The sequence below is a fragment of the Pectobacterium aroidearum genome (assembly GCF_015689195.1).
In the GTDB taxonomy this organism is placed as follows: domain Bacteria; phylum Pseudomonadota; class Gammaproteobacteria; order Enterobacterales; family Enterobacteriaceae; genus Pectobacterium; species Pectobacterium aroidearum.
In genome coordinates this window covers 1,602,621-1,619,714 of record NZ_CP065044.1, presented here as the reverse complement: position 1 = coordinate 1,619,714, position 17,094 = coordinate 1,602,621, and the positions used below count along the sequence as shown (strand labels likewise).

The following is a 17,094-nucleotide window of genomic DNA, read 5'->3' as shown; positions in this document are numbered from 1 at the left end:
GCGACGCAAATATGCCGCAATCATAGCAGAGTTCGTCATCGTTGACCGATTTACCTCTCGCTCCACGGCTAAAACAGTGAGGCGAATCCTTTGTTCACCAGAAAACTCTGCCCTTCAGGCGATAAAAGGTAGTTCGCCAGCAGCCGCGCCTCACGCCGGGCCGGTTTCATGATAGCCAACATGTATTCGGCATCGATACGATACGGATCGGGCAAATGAACCACATGTAGATCAGGTTGATTAAGCAGTAACGGCAGATAGCTGGCATAGCTAATGTGCATATCGCTCTGCCCGCTCCGAATCAGATAACTTGCGGCCGTCATGCCCGCCGGAATCGCCTGTTCGAGCCCCCCGCCCACCAGTGGTTTCGCCTTGTCGCGCAGTTGATTCCCCCAGCCCCGATGCAAACGTTCGATGCGATCAAAGAGCTGGAACGCATAATCCCCGCCGGGATCGCTACCGGGCGTGGAAGTTGACAGCACAAAACGTGGGTCAAGGAGCGCCATCAGCCAGGATTGCGCGGTGAGTTCCGGCACGTTACGCATCACAATACAAAGATGGTTGCGCGTAAACACGGTGGTTTCCTCCGCCAGCCCCAGCGCTTTCAAGCGTAAAGGATGCGCGCAGTTTGCCGATGCGAAAATATCTACCGCGTCGCCATGTATTATTTTTTCACTCAGCAGTCCCGCCGGGCCAAAAGTCGGCGCGACATCCACCGCATAGCGTTCGCCGAACGTCGCCAACAAAGGCGTCAAGGCAAGGCGCAGGCTGCCAGCCGCATATAAGCGAAGGGGATCGGTCATAATGGCTCCGTCATCGTCAATATCGGAATCAGCGCACGATAAGGCTGCGGCGACATCTCCACGCAGACCTGCCGCATCGGAATGCCGTACAGGCGCGATAGCGTTTCCTCCGTCACAACCTCATCACAGCGGCCATAAAGGTAATGCTGATGATCCATCAGCAGCAGCGCCTGCTCCGCAATGGCCAGCGCGTGCGAGGGATCGTGTGTAGTCAGCAGGATGCTCAGGTGCTGCGTTTTAGCCATATACTTCAATAACCGCAACACCTGCGCCTGATTTTGCACATCAAGCGCCGCCGTCGGTTCGTCCAGAATAAGCATTTGACACTCCGAAGCTAATGCACGCGCGATAAGCACGAGCTGCCGCTGTCCGCCGGACAACGCGCTAAACTCACATTCAGCAAGGGACGCGATCCCCAGCATGGCCAGCGCATTCCGAGCAACGGTGATGTCATGCGCGGAAGGCATGGCAAACAGCCGCACATGCGCCGCACGCCCCATCAGCACCATATCCAGAACACTGTAGGAAAACGGTGGTGTAAATATCTGCGGCACAAAGCCAATGTGTCCATCCCGCTGGATCGTCCCGGAAAGCGGTGATAAATGTCCCATCAGCGTATTCAACAGCGTCGTTTTTCCTCTGCCGTTCGCGCCCAGAATCGCCGTGATTTCCCCTTCCCGACAACACAAATTCAGCGGTGCAAAAAAACCTTGCCCCTGCCGGTAACCATACACCAGACTTTCTGTCGATAACCTGATCGTCGGCATGCTAGCGTCCCCTCTCCTGCCGCTGCGTTTTATATAACAGCACGGCAAAAAGTGGCGCGCCAAGCAACGCTGTCAGAATACCCAGCGGAATCTCGGCTTCACTGAGCGTGCGTGCCAGATCGTCCACCAGCACCATAAAACCTCCGCCCAGCCACAGCGACACCGGCAGCAGACGACGGTGATCGGCCCCCACCAACATACGCGCCACATGAGGAATAACCAGCCCAATCCAGCCAATACTACCGCTGACCGCCACCTGCGCAGCGACTATCGCGGCACATAGACTCAAAATCAGCCAACGCAAGGGCTGCACAGCGATACCCAACGCACGCGCATCCTGCTCACCCATCGACAACACGTTAATGTGCCAACGCAGTCGCAGCAGTAGCCCGCCCGCAAGACCTAGCGGCACCGCCGTTGCGACCAGCGAATTCCAGTGTGCCGTGGCAAAACTGCCCAGCAGCCAGAAAACGATACTTGGCAGCTTCTCTTCGGTATCCGCCAGATATTGCATCAGGCTGACCAGCGCGCCGAAAAAGCCGCTGAGGATGACACCAGCCAGAATCAGGATCAGCACGTTCTGCTTACCGAATGCGGCGGCCATCATGAAAATCAGCAAGAGCGCCAGCATGCCGAACGTAAATGCAGACAGCAGCAAAAACAGCGGCGTCCAGCTTAATAGAATCGCTAACGTGCCGCCGAAGGCCGCGCCAGCAGACACGCCGATAATATGCGGATCGACCAGCGGATTACGGAAAACACCTTGCAGCGTGGCCCCGCTCAGCGCTAGCGCCGCGCCCGCACACCAGGCTAATAACACGCGAGGTAGACGTACGCTCCACACCACTTGCTGTTCGATATCCCCAAGCTGCAGTTTTTTTCCGAACAGCAGATCGTTGCCAGACAGCGGTTCGATAAGGATCTGGACGATGCGCCACGGGGATAAGCTAAAACGCCCTATCCCCAGCGAGCACACGGCAATCAACAGCGTGAACACGACCACCGTCAGCAGCGTGATCCGATAGGTGCGATAACTCATTGCGCCGCGACGGCTTCCGCACGGTAGCCCATACGATAGAAGCGTTGATAATACTCATCGGCGGCTTTTTGCATATCGACATCGGCAAAACGCTCAGGGTACAGCTTTTTCGCCATCCACAGTTCGCCAATCGCCAACGCTTCCGGCATCGGGTAGCCCCAGGCTTTGGCGTATTCCGGCATCAGATACACACGATGCTGTTTCACCGCATCAATCGCCTGCCAGGCCGGATCGTTAACGATCTGCTTCACAACATCCGGGTAGCGATCCTGCACAAAAATCACCTGCGGGTTCCAGGCCAGTACGTTTTCGATCGACACCTGTTTGAAGCCTTTGATCGATGCCGCCGCGACATTCACCGCCCCTGCATGCGACATCATCAAGCCGGTATATTTCCCTGAACCGTAGGTTGTCAAATCGGGGTTAGCCATATACACACGGATACGCTTCTCTTCTGGAATGGACGCCAAACGCGCACCCACGTTTTGCCGCTGCGTAAACGTATAGTCGATCAGCGCCTCCGCCTGTTTCTGGCGCTCAACTACGTCACCAATCAGCCGAATCCCTGCTTTGAGCCCTTCGTTATACGCTGTGTTTTCATCGCTCATCGTGGGATTGATTTTGTCAGCTTCTCCCGGCTGATCCTGACGCAGCGAGATCGCCACGACCGGAATGCCCGTCCGTTCAATCTGCGCAATCATTTCCGGTGGCGCATAGTTAGCGACAAAAACTACCTGAGGCGACAGCTTCAGCAGGCTTTCAATATTAACCTGAGTGAGATCGCCCGGCATCGGCAAATCCGCCAGACGCGGAGCCAGCCGCAAATAATGTTCACCTAGCTGTTTCTTCCAACTAGAAAGCACACCGACCACGCTCTCTTGCGCATCCAATTGCACCAGCAGGTTTAAGGTTTGATGCTGCAACACCACCACGCGATTAACATGGTCGGGAATCGTCACATTGCGTCCGAGTTGATCGGTCACCTGACGCGCCGCCCCAGCGTTGGAAAACACCAAAAACAGCCCGACAAACCACAGCGTGTAGCCAAATTTCTTTATCATGTTGGTATCCTGATTTTCGCTATATATCAAATGATACAGCGACAGCGAAAAAGAAAATACTGATCTCGCTCATAATAATATTTAGATACCAATTTTGAGGTAGATAAGCCGGGAGCATTATTTTCTAAATAACAGGCGCGCTATTTACGCGAACACAGCCAGAAATCCTTGGCTAAAGAGATTATTTATTCTGCTAACGTTTGGTCAGATAAACTGAATTATTACGTTAAAAAAATGATATTTATTCTCACTATTAATCGCGTAGAGTGATCCCATCATTGAATGTGTATACCCTAAATAATTCGAGTTTCAGGACAAAACGTTAGCGTTTTGAACAACGCAAAGCGTTGGCCCGCAGGGCGAGGCCCACGACGGGCCGAGTGTTTGAACGTAGCTAACGCACATGCAACTTGAAGTATGACGGGTATAGAACCTTGCTGTGCAGAGCGAGCCTGAATATAAGGATAAATACCCTATGAAGAAGATCGGCTTTTTATCATTCGGCCACTGGGCACCATCGCAGCAGTCTGGCACGCGTTCCGCGGCTGACGCCTTGCTGCAATCTATCGATCTTGCCGTCGCCGCTGAAGAACTGGGCGCTGACGGTGCCTATTTCAGAGTGCACCACTTTGCCCGCCAGCTGGGTTCGCCTTTCCCACTGCTGGCCGCCATTGGGGCAAAAACCAAAAACATTGAAATTGGCACCGGCGTCATCGACATGCGTTACGAAAACCCGCTGTACATGGCTGAAAACGCCAGCGCCGCCGATCTGATCTCTGGCGGACGTTTGCAGCTCGGCATCAGTCGCGGCTCGCCTGAACAGGTAATCGATGGCTGGCGCTATTTTGGCTATCAGCCTACGGAAGGGGAATCTGACGCAGAGATGGCACGACATCATACCGAAGTGCTGTTGGATGTGTTGCGTGGCGAAGGGTTTGCAAAACCGAACCCACAGCCAATGTTCCCGAATCCACCAGGCCTGTTGCGTCTGGAGCCCTATTCTGAGGGGTTACGTGAGCGTATCTGGTGGGGAGCTGGCTCGAATGCCACGGCGGTATGGGCAGCGAAACTGGGCATGAATCTGCAAAGCTCCACGCTAAAAGATGATGAAACCGGTGAACCTTTTCATATCCAGCAGGCACAGCAAATTCGTGCCTATCGGGCTGCCTGGGCTGAAGCTGGGCATACGCGTACGCCACGTGTGTCCGTCAGCCGCAGTATTTTTGCACTGGTAGATCATCGCGATCGCGCCTATTTTGGCGGGAGCAGTAACGATAGCGACAAGGTAGGTTTCCTGGATGAAAAAACGCGCGCGATTTTCGGGCGCAGCTATGCCGCCGAGCCGGAAGCCCTTATCCAGCAATTAAAACAGGATGAAGCTATTGCCGAAGCGGATACGCTATTGCTAACGGTGCCGAATCAACTGGGCGTCGATTACAATGCGCATGTTATCGAATCAATTCTGAAGCATGTCGCACCCGCGATGGGGTGGAGAGAGTAAGCCTGTAGCCTAAGGCATTCAAGCCTGTCCAACAGGCGTCAAACCAAAGATAGCCGTATCAAGAATCGGGGGAATTGAGGGCCATTTTCACTCTTATTCCCCCGTTTTTTTCCGCCTGTGAAGCGACCCAACGCTTTTTAATGCTATTTTGAAAATATAGTTTCTGGACCTCTTGAATTCCCCCCCTCACTCGGCGTAGATTTAGCGCCGATCCCGTCATAACTGGTGTGATTCTGGTGATGACAACGGGAAAGATTACCCTTCGGTGACATCGCCGGCAGCGTAATAATTTCCTTCCATAATAAAACGCACAATCGGGATCGTTGCTGGCGTGGTTTCTGCTGGAGAATAAATCGGTGAAGTATTTTTTTATGGGTATCTCATTCTGTTTAGTCGTTTGGGTGAGTACCTTTATGCTGATGGTAGAATAACCTGTCATTTGCCCGACAACGATTTATACATTGAAGGGCACACACAGAGATAAAAAAGGCTGATGGTATTTATACCCTCAGCCTATTTTTATGCCTGCCAATAGCCATTCAATTAATAATTCGGCATTCGCTTTGTTATTTTTTACAGATAGAGTCCGTTTATTATCACACCGAACACGCCGCCAATCGCCAGCCAGGGGCCAAAGGCCAACGGTTTAGCCGTATCTTCTTTACGCACCCCGCGCCAGATGAGAGTAACGACCAGCCCGCTCAGCGCCGCCACCAAGACCAGATTCGGCAATGCCTGCCAGCCCAGCCAGGCACCCAGCGCGGCGAGTAACTTAAAATCACCATACCCTAGCGCTTCTTTGCCTGTGGCATATTTAAATACCCAATAAAGTAGCCACAGGGACAAATAGCCCGCCATCGCGCCTACTACGGCATCGCGTAATGGGACAAAGGTCTCCGACAGATTAAACAGCAGTCCCATCCACAAGAGCGAAAGCGTAAGCACATCTGGCAGCAGTAACGTTTTTATATCAATGACGGTCAAAACCACCAGAAAGGACAGCAGAATCAGCGCCCCGCATAACGCCATGCCGGGCAACCACAGTAACCCTGCGACCAGAAAAGCCAGCATCGTAATTACTTCCACCAGCGGATACTGCACAGACACTGGCTGATGACAGCAGCGGGAGCGGCCGCGCAGCCACAGCCAACTGAATAACGGGATGTTATCTTTCACCGCAATCGCCTGCTGACAGTGCGGGCAAGACGAAGGCGGCCAACACAGGTTGTAACTCGTCACATGCTCGACATCGGTCACACCCGTTTGCAGTTCGATGTCCTGCCGCCAGCGGCGTTCTAACATAATCGGCAGGCGGTAAATCACGACGTTCAGAAAACTGCCAACAATCAAGCCCAATACGCCCAGCGCACCATACCACCATGCCGGAAATACCAGTGCGAATTCCCTTAAATCGTCCACGTTAGTCCCTGATTGTTGATAAAGAAAAGAGATAAGTTAGCGGCTCCTTGTTGCAAACCACTACACAGCAATGACAACGGTCATCCCTAGTAAAACGGCCATCGTTGTTACAACAGACGCCCCTGAAAATTCAGCGTCCTGGCACCTTGTTCGTCTGCTTTGCCAGTGGTCGCCAGTAACTTTTTCATGGTAGCGGGTAAGTCGTTTCCGCTGCTAAGTTGCCCCGTAAAACGATATTCACCTTTTGGGGTAACGCTGCCTTTGCCGGACAATTGCAGATGCGAAGAAGTCTGCCGCAGGTTTGCCTCAAGCGCCCCTTGCTGGCAGCGTAATGCGGCCTGAGGTGTTGCGAGCATTAGCCCACCCAGCGGGGTGTTCACCCGAGCGCCCGGCCAACTGATGTTGGCATCGAGCGACTGGCAGCCAGAACGGTCAACCGTCGCTTCTTGCAGGTTCAGTTGCACGTTTCCTTCTGCCCCGATTGGCACGATAAAACGCATGCGGCTGAATAAATAGCCCGCGGGTACCGAAAGCTGCCATTGATAAAACTGCGGCTGCTGCCAACCACGAATGATCCCACGGCCTTCAATGCCCTCCGGATTGTGGAAGGCAATTTCTAGTGCAGGCATAAAACCCGAGAAGGTGATATTCCACCGCACATCATCCAACATTAACGTGCGCCAGCTAAACCGTTGCAGGTTCCCCTGCCATAGCGTTCCGGCGGCTTCTGCAACCACCATTCCGGTCGGCAGCGGCACCGCCGTGAGCAAGCGGGCAGGCGCATAGCACGCCAGGAACACCCCATAGGCCAGAACCATAGCGACGCCTGCGCCAATACCGGATTTAAGCTTCATCCGCCCGTTCCAGCATCAGTCTGGTCACATCCACCATTCCCGGGCTTTGCTCAACGGCATTCACATCCAGTGACATCACTTTCACGCCGTTTTTCTGTTCCAGTTCGCTAAGCCAGCGCAGCAAACTGGTAAAGTCGCTCTGAGCCAGCGTCACCGACGCCTGATTGCCCTGCGGCTGCAAGCGTACGACCGTCAGCCCGTAACGTTTGGTACTTTGCGAAATCAAAATCGGCAGGCTGACGTCTCGCTGACTATTGTCTCCCTGTGCCTGATTGCCCTGCGGAATCAATGGAGCTTGCTTCTGCATCCAGTTGACGGTCTGTTGCTCGCGGGAAATCGTACGTTCCCACTGATCTTCCCGCAGCAGCCAGGGCTGAAAAATGGCGTAATACACCAGACAGAGCAGGAGCACCGCCGCACACACGACCATCAGTTGGCGCTCGCGCTGGCTCATCGCTTGCCAGCGTTGCCGTAATTCATTCATTGCTGGCTCCTCAACGTTAAGCGGCCTTCAACCCGATCGTTTTCCTGCCGCATCTCTCCCGCTTGTACCTGATAATAAGCGGCAGCCTGCTGCTGAAACTGCTCTAATTCCTGATACGACGTGGCCTGCAACGCCAGCCGGAATTCGCCAGCGGAACCGTCGTAAGACAGCGACTGAATTTTGATCGCACTATTTTGCGTCATCAATTGCTGTAAAGGGTTCAATTGCTCCAGTAGTCCTTTCCCCGCGCCCCCGGCAGCCGTACGTTGCAGGTGCTGCTGCATCTGCGCACGTGGGTTAACGACATTCGTCTCGGAGGGGAAAATCTGCCGATAGACGCGCACGCTTTCCTGTCGCCAATGCTCAGCCTGCTGATAAAGCTGATAGTGCGCCCAGCCAGCATCCGCTACGACCAGCAAAAGATAACAGGCAAAAGCGATTCCCACGCCGCGCCACGGCAGCAGCGTGTTTTGCCAGGCTTTCTCTGGCGCGTAATCGCCTTGCCGCAGATCGACCGAGGCTGGTAGCTGCGCCGTTGCAGCCAGCGTGAAGAGATCCGTTGCGGGCTGAGCCTTCCACTCGCCCTCCTCCTGCCATTCATACTGCGACAGCTCACCGCCGACCGATGCAACACTGTAGCTGTATATCGCCGGCAGCGGCATAGACGCTTTCAGCAGGTCGCCGCACCAGGAGGACTCTGCCGCCATAGCATGGCCCGTCGGCTGACGAAATAGCCACATGTCATCATGTTGCAACGCGCTCCAGCCATCCTGATGTTTCGGCAATACCCGGGCATCAGGTAATAAGGTATTGACGATGAGCCCCAATGCATCACACTGCGTCAGCCAACGCTGCATCCGGTTTTTTTCCACCACGGCAACCGTGCCATCATCTCCATGAATTTCCAGCACAGCAAAATGCAGCTTTTCGATTTCTGTCGCCAGCTGATCTTCCAGCATAAACGGCACAACTTGCGTTAGCTGACGCCGGGCCTGCCGGGGGAGCGTCAGAGCATAAAACGTCACGTCCGTTGCCGGAACCAGAACGCGGGTAAATGCCACAGACGGATACGCCGCCAGCGCCTGACAAACCTGTTCGACGTTACCACGCCCTTGGCTCAGTAAGTTTTCCCCATTGGGTGAACGAACCTGCCATTCAATCTCGCCCTGTTCCTCTACCGGAAGACGCACAATGAGGCACGGATGACGAACAACCGGACCTCGATTTAATGGGGTTTTCGCGGCTTTTTGCTTCCATTTTCCCGCTAATTTCATGGATTCACCGTCCTATATCCTCCATATTGCCGCTGCACGACCTGTACCTTTTGTCCACTCAGATGAAGCAGGCTGCGCTGATGAAAATCACTGTCGCCGACACGCACCTGAAGTTTGACAAAGAACCATTCACTTTTTACTGACAGCACTCGCTGCGCGGTATTTTTACTATTCGGAGGCAATAACCCGGTTTGTTGCAGAACCTCAAGGCTTGCCCATCCCGTACGAGGTCGCTGCTGCACCAGCGCCTTCGCCTGCGACATCGTCATTTCATTCAAGAATATGGCGGATAACAGCGGGGCATCAAACTCGGTTAACGTGTTGATATTAATTGACATCGTATCCACCGGCAGCGCGCAAACATAAGGTAACAAACGACGATAAAGATCGCTGTCCACGCCATAGACTGCCCGCAATTCGCTGATTTCACTCATTCTCTGATTGGCCGTACGATAAGGCACTGGCAGTGTGGCGTAGACATCATCCTCTGCACCGTTCGCCGACGGATAGTTATCCGCATCAATCCAGTCACGCACCGCCGCAGTGATCTTTTCTGCACGATCCGCATCTTCGCCTAGATTTTTCAATAGCAAACGGAAAACCTGCGCCGGATAAGGCGTCTTCACCAGCGTGCTGTCGTTATCCACGCCTTGATTGATCGCATTCAGATTAAAGCAGGTACGCGCATCGCTAATCTGGCCGATGATTTCCCCGCCGTCCACTGGGAAACGATGCCCCGGTTGTGACCAGTTCTGTCCGGCAAACGTACGTCCCGGCATATTCCGCGCATCGCGCAGCAATATCTGCCCGCTTAGCGTTTCTGCCCCCAAGGCGTACCACTTCGCCTGCTGACGGCTCAAATGACTCTCGGTGCGCAAAAACGCTTTACCAGTGCGTTCCGTAATCACCGCGGCAATCGTCACCATTAATGCCAGAATCAGGAGCACCACCAGCAGCGCCGCACCGCGCTGACGCGGCCTCATTTAGCCGGCCCGGTGGTAATCAAAAACATACGCGACATTTCGCCATAATCCCTTAAGGTCAACACCACTTCGATCCCTTGTGGCAATTGCGTCGTGTTATCCCAGCGATCGCGCCAGGTTTTATTGCTGAAAAAGCGCAGGCGGAAGCCATCGACCTGCGTGAGAAGCGGTTTTACACCGGGATCGAGCCCCTCAATCGGGTCAGGCACCGCGTGGGTTAACCGTTCCAGAGTGTGTTCCCGTAGCCGATAGGCTACAGGCTGAAGTTCAGAGCGCGGCAATATGCCAAACGGGTTCTGCCAGCCATTACGCATAAAGCTGACGCCCCAGTCATCGCTTTTTAACTGATCGCGGCCAGCATAAAATATCGAGGTACTTCCTCTGCTTCCACGTGCGATCATCTGGGAGAAATCGCTGTCCATTTGTGAAAAGGCACGCTGTATTTCAGCCAGACGTTCGGCCTTGCGCTGCGAAATTTCATCGTTACGCATCACGCCATTCAGCACCTGAAACGCACTGAGGCTCAGCGCGGCAAAGATAGCAATCGCCAGAATCATCTCCAGCAGAGTAAACCCCTGTTGGCGTTTCTGCCGTGCGATCTCTCGCTCCCTTCTTGTTTGACTACACGTCCCTGTTTTATTAAACATTATTGCTTCACCACATAGGTACGCAGCGAAGCATCGGCGGCAAAGGCGTCTTTATTACGCCGCACCTCTACATCCAGCGCTTTGGTCTGAGGGTCACCCGTCTCTACCCCCTGCCAGCGCCAATGCCAGCGCATGCCCGCGAATTGCGTTTCGCCCCTCACCCACGATGCTTCCGGCCAGCGCTGTTCCAGCCGCAGTTGAACCTGCTGGTTTTCTGCTACCCAGCCTGCAAACGTCTTCTCTTCCAGTCTGCTAAGGCTGCTTGCCTGTCTGGCTGTGGTTTGCAAAACGGCGATCCCCGCCAGCGCAAAAACGCTCAGCGCGACCAGCACCTCCACCAGCGTCATCCCTTTCTGTCGTTTCATCGTTTCTTACCCTGACTCATCGACGTCACAAATTTTCCGTTGCTATCGACCTGAAGCCAATTCGAGAGCGCTTTGTCTTTAGACTTAACGAGCAGACGGAAAGGCGTGATTTCACCGCCGGGCAAAATCAGGATATCGGGATCGTCGCCACTCTGCGTTTTATCCACTTTTTTCCCATCGGCCTGCAAGAGCTCAAGCCGTAATGCCTCAGGCAGCGTCGCCGAGGCGCTCACCCGATGCGGTTGCCACGGCTGCCACTTGTAGCCCTGCCAGCGATCGCCGCTCGGGATCGGTGTCCCTTCCGATGCAGCGGGTCGCTGAAGTTGATAAAACTGCCAACGGTCGGGATAGATGCGAACACCCAGCATGTATTCGTTAACCTGACTGCTTTCAGCGGCAAACTCTAACTGCGCCTGAAAGCGAGCCAACTGCCACGCGCTGTCGTTCTGGCGTTCGCGAGGAAACGCCATGACCACCATGCTAGCTGCAATGCCCGCCAGTAACACGACCAGCATCATTTCCAGCAGGGTAAACCCCTGCTGTTTCCTCGTTGACCGCTTCATTGCGCCTTGCCATCCTTTTCCCGCACGCTATCGACAGCAACTATCTACAGTTCCATCTGCAACAGTCACTTATAAAGACGGGCATAATCGCCCCATGCCTTTATTTTTTATCCAGATTCCAGTTGCCGATATCATCTTCCGTTCCCGGCATGCCATCTGGCCCCAGAGAGAAGATATCCAGCTTACCGTGCTGACCAGGGTTCAACAGTTGATACTCAGAGCCCCACGGATCCTGTGGTAAGCGGCGGATGTAACCATCGGCTGGGTAGTTACGCGGTTCCGGCTGAACGGTTGGTTTCGTCACCAACGCTTTCAGTCCCTGCTCCGTGGACGGGTAACGGTTGTTATCCAGCTTGTACATGTCGAGTGCGCTTTCGAGAGACACAATATCGCTGACGGCTTTTTGCCGATCCGCTTTTTCCTTATTCCCCATCAGATTGGGTACTACCAGACTCGCCAGTACGCCGAGAATGACGATCACCACCATAATTTCCAACAGGGTAAAACCACGCTGACCATAACTATTTTGTCCACAACTACGCTGAGACTGTTGCATCCTTACTTTTCCTCGTTCAATTGTTGGTTCGCTTACGAACTCATTAACGTATTCAGTTGCAGAATCGGCTGTAAAATCGCCAGTACGATAAACAGCACCACCGCCGCCATGCTGACCACCAGCAGAGGTTCAAATAACCCCAGCGCCAGCGTCATCTGCGAACTGAATTCCCGATCCTGATTATCCGCCGCCCGTTCCAGCATGCTGTCCAACTCGCCACTGCGTTCACCGCTGGCGATCATATGACGCATCATTGGGGGAAAGAGCGCCGTCTGTTCCAGCGCTTTATGCAGACTGACGCCTTCTCGTACCGCATCCGTCGCCAGAGAGAGCCGATGGCGGGCATAGTCATTACTCATCACATCGCCGCTAATGCGCATCGCCTGCAACAGCGGCACGGCACTGGCATTGAGAATACTGAGCGTCCGCGCGTAGCGTGCCGTATTCAGACCGCGAGCAATACGGCCGAGCAGCGGCAAATACAGCAAACGCCGATGGAAATTGATGCGCCGTTTTTCCTGTCGCAGCATCACGCGTAGCGCCATGAACGCGGCCAGCAGCACCAGCACCACCCATGGCCCGAATGTGCGCACGGCATCGCTTATTCCCATCAACACGCGGGTTGAAAGCGGCAGCGCCTGCTTCATATGAATAAATTGCTCGACGACTTTTGGTACCACAACGGATAGCAAAATGCTGACCACGGCAATCGCAACGACGGTAAGCACGCACGGATAGATCATCGCCTGCTGGATGCGGCTACGCATCTGCTGGCGCTGCTCGGTGTAGTCCGCCAGTCGGTTAAGCACTTCATCAAGGTGTCCGGAGGTCTCGCCTGCGGCCACCATCGCGCAATACAGTCGCTCAAAGCTGCTGGGAAAACATTTCATCGCATCGGCCAGCGAATGCCCTTCCATAACCTTGCTGCGCACTGCCGCCATCAACTGGCTCAGATGCGGCTTTTCGCTCTGTTTCGCCACCGCATCCAGTGCTTCTTCCAGCGGCAATGACGCCGCCACCAGCGTCGCCAACTGGCGAGTTAACAGCGCCAAATCTGAGGTACTGATACGAATTTTGCGGCGTAAGGAAAACCCCGAAGAACCGGCTTTCTGCTGGTCACCGCGGCCTTCATCAACCGACAGCGGCACCAGTCCGCGCTCCCGCAATAGCTGACGCGCCTGTCTGGCAGAGTCCGCTTCCTGAGTGCCACGGCATTTTTTCCCTTGCGCATCCAGCGCCTGATAGTGGTACTGTGCCATATCATTCCTCTTTGGTTACGCGGATCACTTCTTCCCAGGTCGTGAACCCCGCCAGTACCTTTTCCAGCCCGTCCTGACGAATTGTCGTTCGACTTGTGCCCAGAATCTGCGCAATCGCCATTTCACCGTCGCTGCGGTGGATCGCGGCGCGAACGTCGTCATTGATCAGTACCAGTTCATGAATGCCGATACGTCCCCGATAGCCGGTATAGCTACACTGCGGGCAACCCACCGGATTATGCAGCAGCGTACCCGGTGCGATCCCCATCTGTTCGGCCTGAACCGGATCGACCGGATGCGGCTGGCTACACTCAGAACACAGCGTTCTGACCAGACGCTGTGCAAGCACGCCCAGCAGAGAGGTTGACAGCAGGAAAGGCTCGACGCCCATATCCTGTAAACGAGACAGCGCGCCCAGCGCGCTATTGGTATGCAGTGTGGATAACACAAGGTGACCGGTCAGCGATGCCTGCACGGCAATCTGTGCCGTTTCACCATCACGAATTTCCCCTACCAGCACAACGTCCGGGTCCTGACGCAGAATGGCACGCAGCCCGCGGGCAAACGTCATATCCACCTTGGTATTGACCTGGGTTTGCCCAATGCCTTCCAGCTCATACTCGATGGGATCTTCCACCGTCATGATGTTACGTTCCGAAGCATTCAGGCGGCTGAGCGCAGCGTACAGCGTGGTACTTTTCCCCGACCCTGTCGGACCGGTGACAAGAATAATGCCATGTGGACGATGGATCAGGCTGTCCAGCTGCTGCCGGTTGCGCTGCGACATGCCCAGCAGTTCAAGATCGAGCTTCACGCTGTTTTTATCCAGCAAACGCAGCACAACGCGTTCACCATAGTTCGACGGCAGCGTGGAGACACGAACGTCAATCGCTCGTCCCCCCACCCGCAGCGCCATGCGTCCATCCTGCGGGATACGTTTTTCCGCAATATCCAGCTTGGCCATGACCTTGATACGCGATACCAGCAGCGACGCCAGCTTACGCTGTGGACGCAGGATTTCACGCAGCACACCATCGACACGGAAACGGATCAACAAATAGCGCTCATACGTTTCGATATGAATATCCGACGCCTTATCCTTAATCGCTTCGGTCAGCATCGCATTGATCAGGCGGATAATCGGCGCATCATCATCGGCATCAAGCAAATCATCGCTGTCCGGTAGCTCTTCCACCAGCGTATAGAAATCCATCTCATTGCCGATGTCTTCCATCAGACGACGGGCTTCTTCCGAATCACGCTGATAGCTGATAACTAATTGCCGCTCAAATTCGTCTTCCGTAACGCGTTCAATCTTAAGCGAACAGCCTGCAATCCGACGTGCCTCCAGCAAGGCGGCTGGCGGCGTTTGCGCGACACAGATCGTCCGCAGACTGGTATCATTTTCCCGCTGCAACAGCAAAATTTGCTGCGACCGAGCATAGGCAAAAGGCAGTATGGGGCGTAATTCTATAATCTGGGAGGCAACGTCACTCATTTCCCGCCCGCCGGATAAAACGCCACAATAGAGGACTGAACCTGACGGAACGTATAGGCGTTCCCGCCTTCCGGCAAGCGCAGTAAATCGTTATCCAGCAGATTAGCCTTCCCGCCATTCGCCTCTCGCTGCTTCTCTTCTTCAGCATTGAACGAATGATACTTACTGGCAGAAGCACTCTGGTACTGACTGCGATCGCGAATAATGGAAGGACGGATAAACAGCATCAGGTTACGCTTTTTCGTTTCCTGACTGTTGGAGCGGAACAAGTATCCCAGAACGGGAATATCGCCCAATAGGGGCACTTTGCTTGCAGACTCATTCGTACTTTTATCCAGCAAACCGCCAACCACCACGGTTTCGCCGCTGCTGACCAGCACCGCGTTATTAACGGTACGCGTATTGAATGTTGCGCCAAGGTTGGTGCTGCTGCTGGAGGCGGCATCAGCCACGCTGGAGACTTCCTGTTCGATTTCCAGCAGAACGGAGTCGCCTTCGTTGATTTGGGGTTTCACCTTCAGTTTGATACCGACCGTTTTACGTTCCACTGTTTGGAAAACGTTGTCGCCGGATGTCGTCTGCGAACCTGCCAATACAGGTACTTCCTGCCCAACGTTAAACGTCGCTTCCATATTATCCAGCGTCACGATACTGGGCGTTGCCAGAATGTCGTTCTTGCTGTTGCTAGACAGCGCCGTCATCAGCATGCCCCAGTTACCCTGATAGAAACCGGCGGCAATCCCGTTGAAACCGCCAAGTGCCGTTGTCGCTGCCGTGCCAAGCGTTCCATCACGTCGAAATTGGTCCGCTCCTGCCATCATTGTCGTAATCGGCAATCCCGTATTGGTGAATTGCGTTACCCCGGCATTTTTATTCGCCCATTGAACACCCAGATTCATTCCATCGGCATCCTGTACTTCTGCGATAATCGCTTCGACCAGTACCTGCGGACGGCGGATATCCAACTGTGCAATCACCTGTTCCAGATCGCGCATGATGTCAGGTGCCGCATTCACAATCAGTGAGTTAGTTTGTTCGTGGGCCTTAATCGAAATGTCTTTGCGCAGCGCAGGCAGCGCATTTTGCTGGTCGGTTTGAATACTGTCGCCGACGCCAGTGAGCACTTCGACCAGATCGGCCGCTTTCGCGTACTTAAGGTAGATAACTTTGGTGTTGCCCTGTACCGCCTGCTGGCGATCGAGCTGTTTGATCATGTCGATAACGCGCTGGCGTGAGTTAGGTTCTCCGCGCACCAGCACCGAGTTGGTTCGTTCGTCAGCCACCACGTTAGCGGTCAACATGCCGGGCAAGGCGGATTTCTCATCCATCTTGTTCAGCTCATTCACCATTTTCACCACTTCCGTCGAGGAAGCGTAAGACAGCGGTATGCTGGTCACATTCCGATCGCCCGTCTGATCAACCCGTTCGACAATCGTCATCAACCGTTTGATCACCCCCGCGCGGCCGGTCATCAGCAGCACGTTCGACGGTTCGTAATGCACCACGCTCCCGGCGCCAGCGTTATCGTTCAACTGGCGCAGCAGCGGCGCCAAATCGCGGGCAGCGACATTGTTCACCGGCACGACGCGTGTCACCACTTCATCGCCAATGCCCGGCTGATCGTCAGTCGCCAGCGGCATAGACGTCGATTTCGCATCCTTCGAGCGAATGATTTTCAGGACGTTGTTATCCATCGGAATAACGGTAAATCCATAGACATCCAGCACGCTCAGGAAGAACTGGTAATACTGTTCTTCGTTCATCATGTCATAGCTGCGTACGGTGATCGTTCCGCTGACCGACGGATCGATAATGACCGTCTTATTCAAATTCTTACTGACGGTATTGATAAACTCCTGAATATCCGTGCCCTTAAAACTGGCGGAGAATTCGGCGCTCCACGCCAATGATGACGCCATCAGCAAAACGCTCCCGCTGAGTAATAACATGCTCTTACGGCGTACATGACCAAGCCATTGGTTTTTATGTTTTGAAAAAACCTGAGGCTTAAAAAATCCCTG

At 54.2% G+C, this 17,094-nt stretch carries 18 protein-coding genes; 2 read left to right on the top strand and 16 right to left on the bottom strand.

The genetic code is table 11. From position 1 onward, the window contains the following. Positions 1-68: 68 nt before the first annotated feature. From I2D83_RS07215 to I2D83_RS07200, 4 genes are read right to left on the bottom strand one after another with little or no spacing between them, the layout of a single operon-like run. A complete protein-coding gene (locus tag I2D83_RS07215; RefSeq protein ID WP_181829025.1) occupies positions 69-803 on the bottom strand; it encodes a molybdate ABC transporter substrate-binding protein in 735 nt (244 codons plus the stop codon). Continuing rightward, positions 800-1,570 carry an ABC transporter ATP-binding protein gene (locus I2D83_RS07210; RefSeq protein WP_205947790.1) on the bottom strand — a complete coding sequence of 257 codons (771 nt, stop codon included), beginning with the start codon at positions 1,568-1,570 and terminating at the stop codon, positions 800-802. Before I2D83_RS07210 ends, I2D83_RS07215 begins: the two co-directional genes overlap by 4 nt. A gap of 1 nt (position 1,571) precedes the next feature. After that, positions 1,572-2,609, bottom strand: coding sequence for a FecCD family ABC transporter permease (locus I2D83_RS07205; protein ID WP_181838176.1), 1,038 nt, complete (start codon positions 2,607-2,609; stop codon positions 1,572-1,574). Next, positions 2,606-3,670 (bottom strand): ABC transporter substrate-binding protein, encoded by a 1,065-nt coding sequence (locus I2D83_RS07200; RefSeq protein ID WP_205947789.1) that lies wholly within the window; start codon positions 3,668-3,670, stop codon positions 2,606-2,608. Before I2D83_RS07200 ends, I2D83_RS07205 begins: the two co-directional genes overlap by 4 nt. Positions 3,671-4,145: 475 nt before the next feature. On the opposite strand from I2D83_RS07200, the gene I2D83_RS07195 reads away from it, so the two are divergent. Both I2D83_RS07195 and ypdK read left to right on the top strand, forming a co-directional pair. Then, entirely contained in the window at positions 4,146-5,171 is a 1,026-nt protein-coding gene (locus I2D83_RS07195) for an LLM class flavin-dependent oxidoreductase (RefSeq protein ID WP_015841037.1), read from the top strand. 356 nt (positions 5,172-5,527) lie between these two features. After that, positions 5,528-5,602, top strand: coding sequence for a membrane protein YpdK (gene ypdK, locus I2D83_RS07190; RefSeq protein WP_099606229.1), 75 nt, complete (start codon positions 5,528-5,530; stop codon positions 5,600-5,602). 142 nt (positions 5,603-5,744) lie between these two features. Here the strand turns inward: ypdK and I2D83_RS07185 are convergent, their stop codons facing one another. The 12 genes from I2D83_RS07185 to gspD all read right to left on the bottom strand — a co-directional run bounded on the left by I2D83_RS07185 (position 5,745) and on the right by gspD (position 17,022). After that, positions 5,745-6,590 carry a prepilin peptidase gene (locus I2D83_RS07185; protein WP_205947788.1) on the bottom strand — a complete coding sequence of 282 codons (846 nt, stop codon included), beginning with the start codon at positions 6,588-6,590 and terminating at the stop codon, positions 5,745-5,747. 107 nt (positions 6,591-6,697) lie between these two features. Then, a complete protein-coding gene (locus I2D83_RS07180) occupies positions 6,698-7,444 on the bottom strand; it encodes a type II secretion system protein N (protein ID WP_205947787.1) in 747 nt (248 codons plus the stop codon). Next, the gene (gene gspM, locus I2D83_RS07175; protein WP_205947786.1) at positions 7,434-7,928 is read right to left on the bottom strand and encodes a type II secretion system protein GspM; all 495 of its coding nucleotides are present in this window, start codon (positions 7,926-7,928) and stop codon (positions 7,434-7,436) included. Before gspM ends, I2D83_RS07180 begins: the two co-directional genes overlap by 11 nt. Then, positions 7,925-9,202 (bottom strand): type II secretion system protein GspL, encoded by a 1,278-nt coding sequence (gene gspL, locus I2D83_RS07170; protein WP_205947785.1) that lies wholly within the window; start codon positions 9,200-9,202, stop codon positions 7,925-7,927. Before gspL ends, gspM begins: the two co-directional genes overlap by 4 nt. Beyond that, complete coding sequence (gene gspK, locus I2D83_RS07165; protein WP_015841042.1) at positions 9,199-10,185, bottom strand: type II secretion system minor pseudopilin GspK; 987 nt, start codon at positions 10,183-10,185, stop codon at positions 9,199-9,201. Before gspK ends, gspL begins: the two co-directional genes overlap by 4 nt. Then, positions 10,182-10,832 carry a type II secretion system minor pseudopilin GspJ gene (gene gspJ / locus I2D83_RS07160; RefSeq protein ID WP_181829033.1) on the bottom strand — a complete coding sequence of 217 codons (651 nt, stop codon included), beginning with the start codon at positions 10,830-10,832 and terminating at the stop codon, positions 10,182-10,184. The genes gspK and gspJ overlap by 4 nt, the downstream gene beginning before the upstream one ends. Beyond that, positions 10,832-11,197 carry a type II secretion system minor pseudopilin GspI gene (gene gspI, locus I2D83_RS07155; protein ID WP_015841044.1) on the bottom strand — a complete coding sequence of 122 codons (366 nt, stop codon included), beginning with the start codon at positions 11,195-11,197 and terminating at the stop codon, positions 10,832-10,834. The genes gspJ and gspI overlap by 1 nt, the downstream gene beginning before the upstream one ends. Further along, the gene (gene gspH / locus I2D83_RS07150; RefSeq protein ID WP_015841045.1) at positions 11,194-11,760 is read right to left on the bottom strand and encodes a type II secretion system minor pseudopilin GspH; all 567 of its coding nucleotides are present in this window, start codon (positions 11,758-11,760) and stop codon (positions 11,194-11,196) included. The genes gspI and gspH overlap by 4 nt, the downstream gene beginning before the upstream one ends. Positions 11,761-11,860: 100 nt before the next feature. Beyond that, the gene (gene gspG / locus I2D83_RS07145) at positions 11,861-12,316 is read right to left on the bottom strand and encodes a type II secretion system major pseudopilin GspG (protein WP_181829035.1); all 456 of its coding nucleotides are present in this window, start codon (positions 12,314-12,316) and stop codon (positions 11,861-11,863) included. A gap of 32 nt (positions 12,317-12,348) precedes the next feature. Next, positions 12,349-13,575, bottom strand: coding sequence for a type II secretion system inner membrane protein GspF (gspF, locus tag I2D83_RS07140; protein WP_205947784.1), 1,227 nt, complete (start codon positions 13,573-13,575; stop codon positions 12,349-12,351). A 1-nt stretch (position 13,576) separates the two neighbouring features. Then, the gene (gene gspE / locus I2D83_RS07135) at positions 13,577-15,073 is read right to left on the bottom strand and encodes a type II secretion system ATPase GspE (RefSeq protein ID WP_205947783.1); all 1,497 of its coding nucleotides are present in this window, start codon (positions 15,071-15,073) and stop codon (positions 13,577-13,579) included. Continuing rightward, positions 15,070-17,022, bottom strand: a complete 1,953-nt coding sequence (gspD, locus tag I2D83_RS07130) for a type II secretion system secretin GspD (protein ID WP_180777599.1) — start codon at positions 17,020-17,022, stop codon at positions 15,070-15,072. The genes gspE and gspD overlap by 4 nt, the downstream gene beginning before the upstream one ends. Positions 17,023-17,094 lie beyond the last annotated feature (72 nt).

Bases quoted from the DNA above. Each gene is read 5' to 3' on its own strand.
- I2D83_RS07215 (WP_181829025.1), bottom strand. From the start codon at position 803: ATGACCGATCCCCTTCGCTTATATGCGGCTGGCAGCCTGCGCCTTGCC.
- I2D83_RS07210 (WP_205947790.1), bottom strand. From the start codon at position 1,570: ATGCCGACGATCAGGTTATCGACAGAAAGTCTGGTGTATGGTTACCGG.
- I2D83_RS07205 (WP_181838176.1), bottom strand. From the start codon at position 2,609: ATGAGTTATCGCACCTATCGGATCACGCTGCTGACGGTGGTCGTGTTC.
- I2D83_RS07200 (WP_205947789.1), bottom strand. From the start codon at position 3,670: ATGATAAAGAAATTTGGCTACACGCTGTGGTTTGTCGGGCTGTTTTTG.
- I2D83_RS07195 (WP_015841037.1), top strand. From the start codon at position 4,146: ATGAAGAAGATCGGCTTTTTATCATTCGGCCACTGGGCACCATCGCAG.
- I2D83_RS07180 (WP_205947787.1), bottom strand. From the start codon at position 7,444: ATGAAGCTTAAATCCGGTATTGGCGCAGGCGTCGCTATGGTTCTGGCC.
- gspM (WP_205947786.1), bottom strand. From the start codon at position 7,928: ATGAATGAATTACGGCAACGCTGGCAAGCGATGAGCCAGCGCGAGCGC.
- gspL (WP_205947785.1), bottom strand. From the start codon at position 9,202: ATGAAATTAGCGGGAAAATGGAAGCAAAAAGCCGCGAAAACCCCATTA.
- gspK (WP_015841042.1), bottom strand. From the start codon at position 10,185: ATGAGGCCGCGTCAGCGCGGTGCGGCGCTGCTGGTGGTGCTCCTGATT.
- gspJ (WP_181829033.1), bottom strand. From the start codon at position 10,832: ATGTTTAATAAAACAGGGACGTGTAGTCAAACAAGAAGGGAGCGAGAG.
- gspI (WP_015841044.1), bottom strand. From the start codon at position 11,197: ATGAAACGACAGAAAGGGATGACGCTGGTGGAGGTGCTGGTCGCGCTG.
- gspH (WP_015841045.1), bottom strand. From the start codon at position 11,760: ATGAAGCGGTCAACGAGGAAACAGCAGGGGTTTACCCTGCTGGAAATG.
- gspG (WP_181829035.1), bottom strand. From the start codon at position 12,316: ATGCAACAGTCTCAGCGTAGTTGTGGACAAAATAGTTATGGTCAGCGT.
- gspF (WP_205947784.1), bottom strand. From the start codon at position 13,575: ATGGCACAGTACCACTATCAGGCGCTGGATGCGCAAGGGAAAAAATGC.
- gspE (WP_205947783.1), bottom strand. From the start codon at position 15,073: ATGAGTGACGTTGCCTCCCAGATTATAGAATTACGCCCCATACTGCCT.
- gspD (WP_180777599.1), bottom strand. From the start codon at position 17,022: ATGTTATTACTCAGCGGGAGCGTTTTGCTGATGGCGTCATCATTGGCG.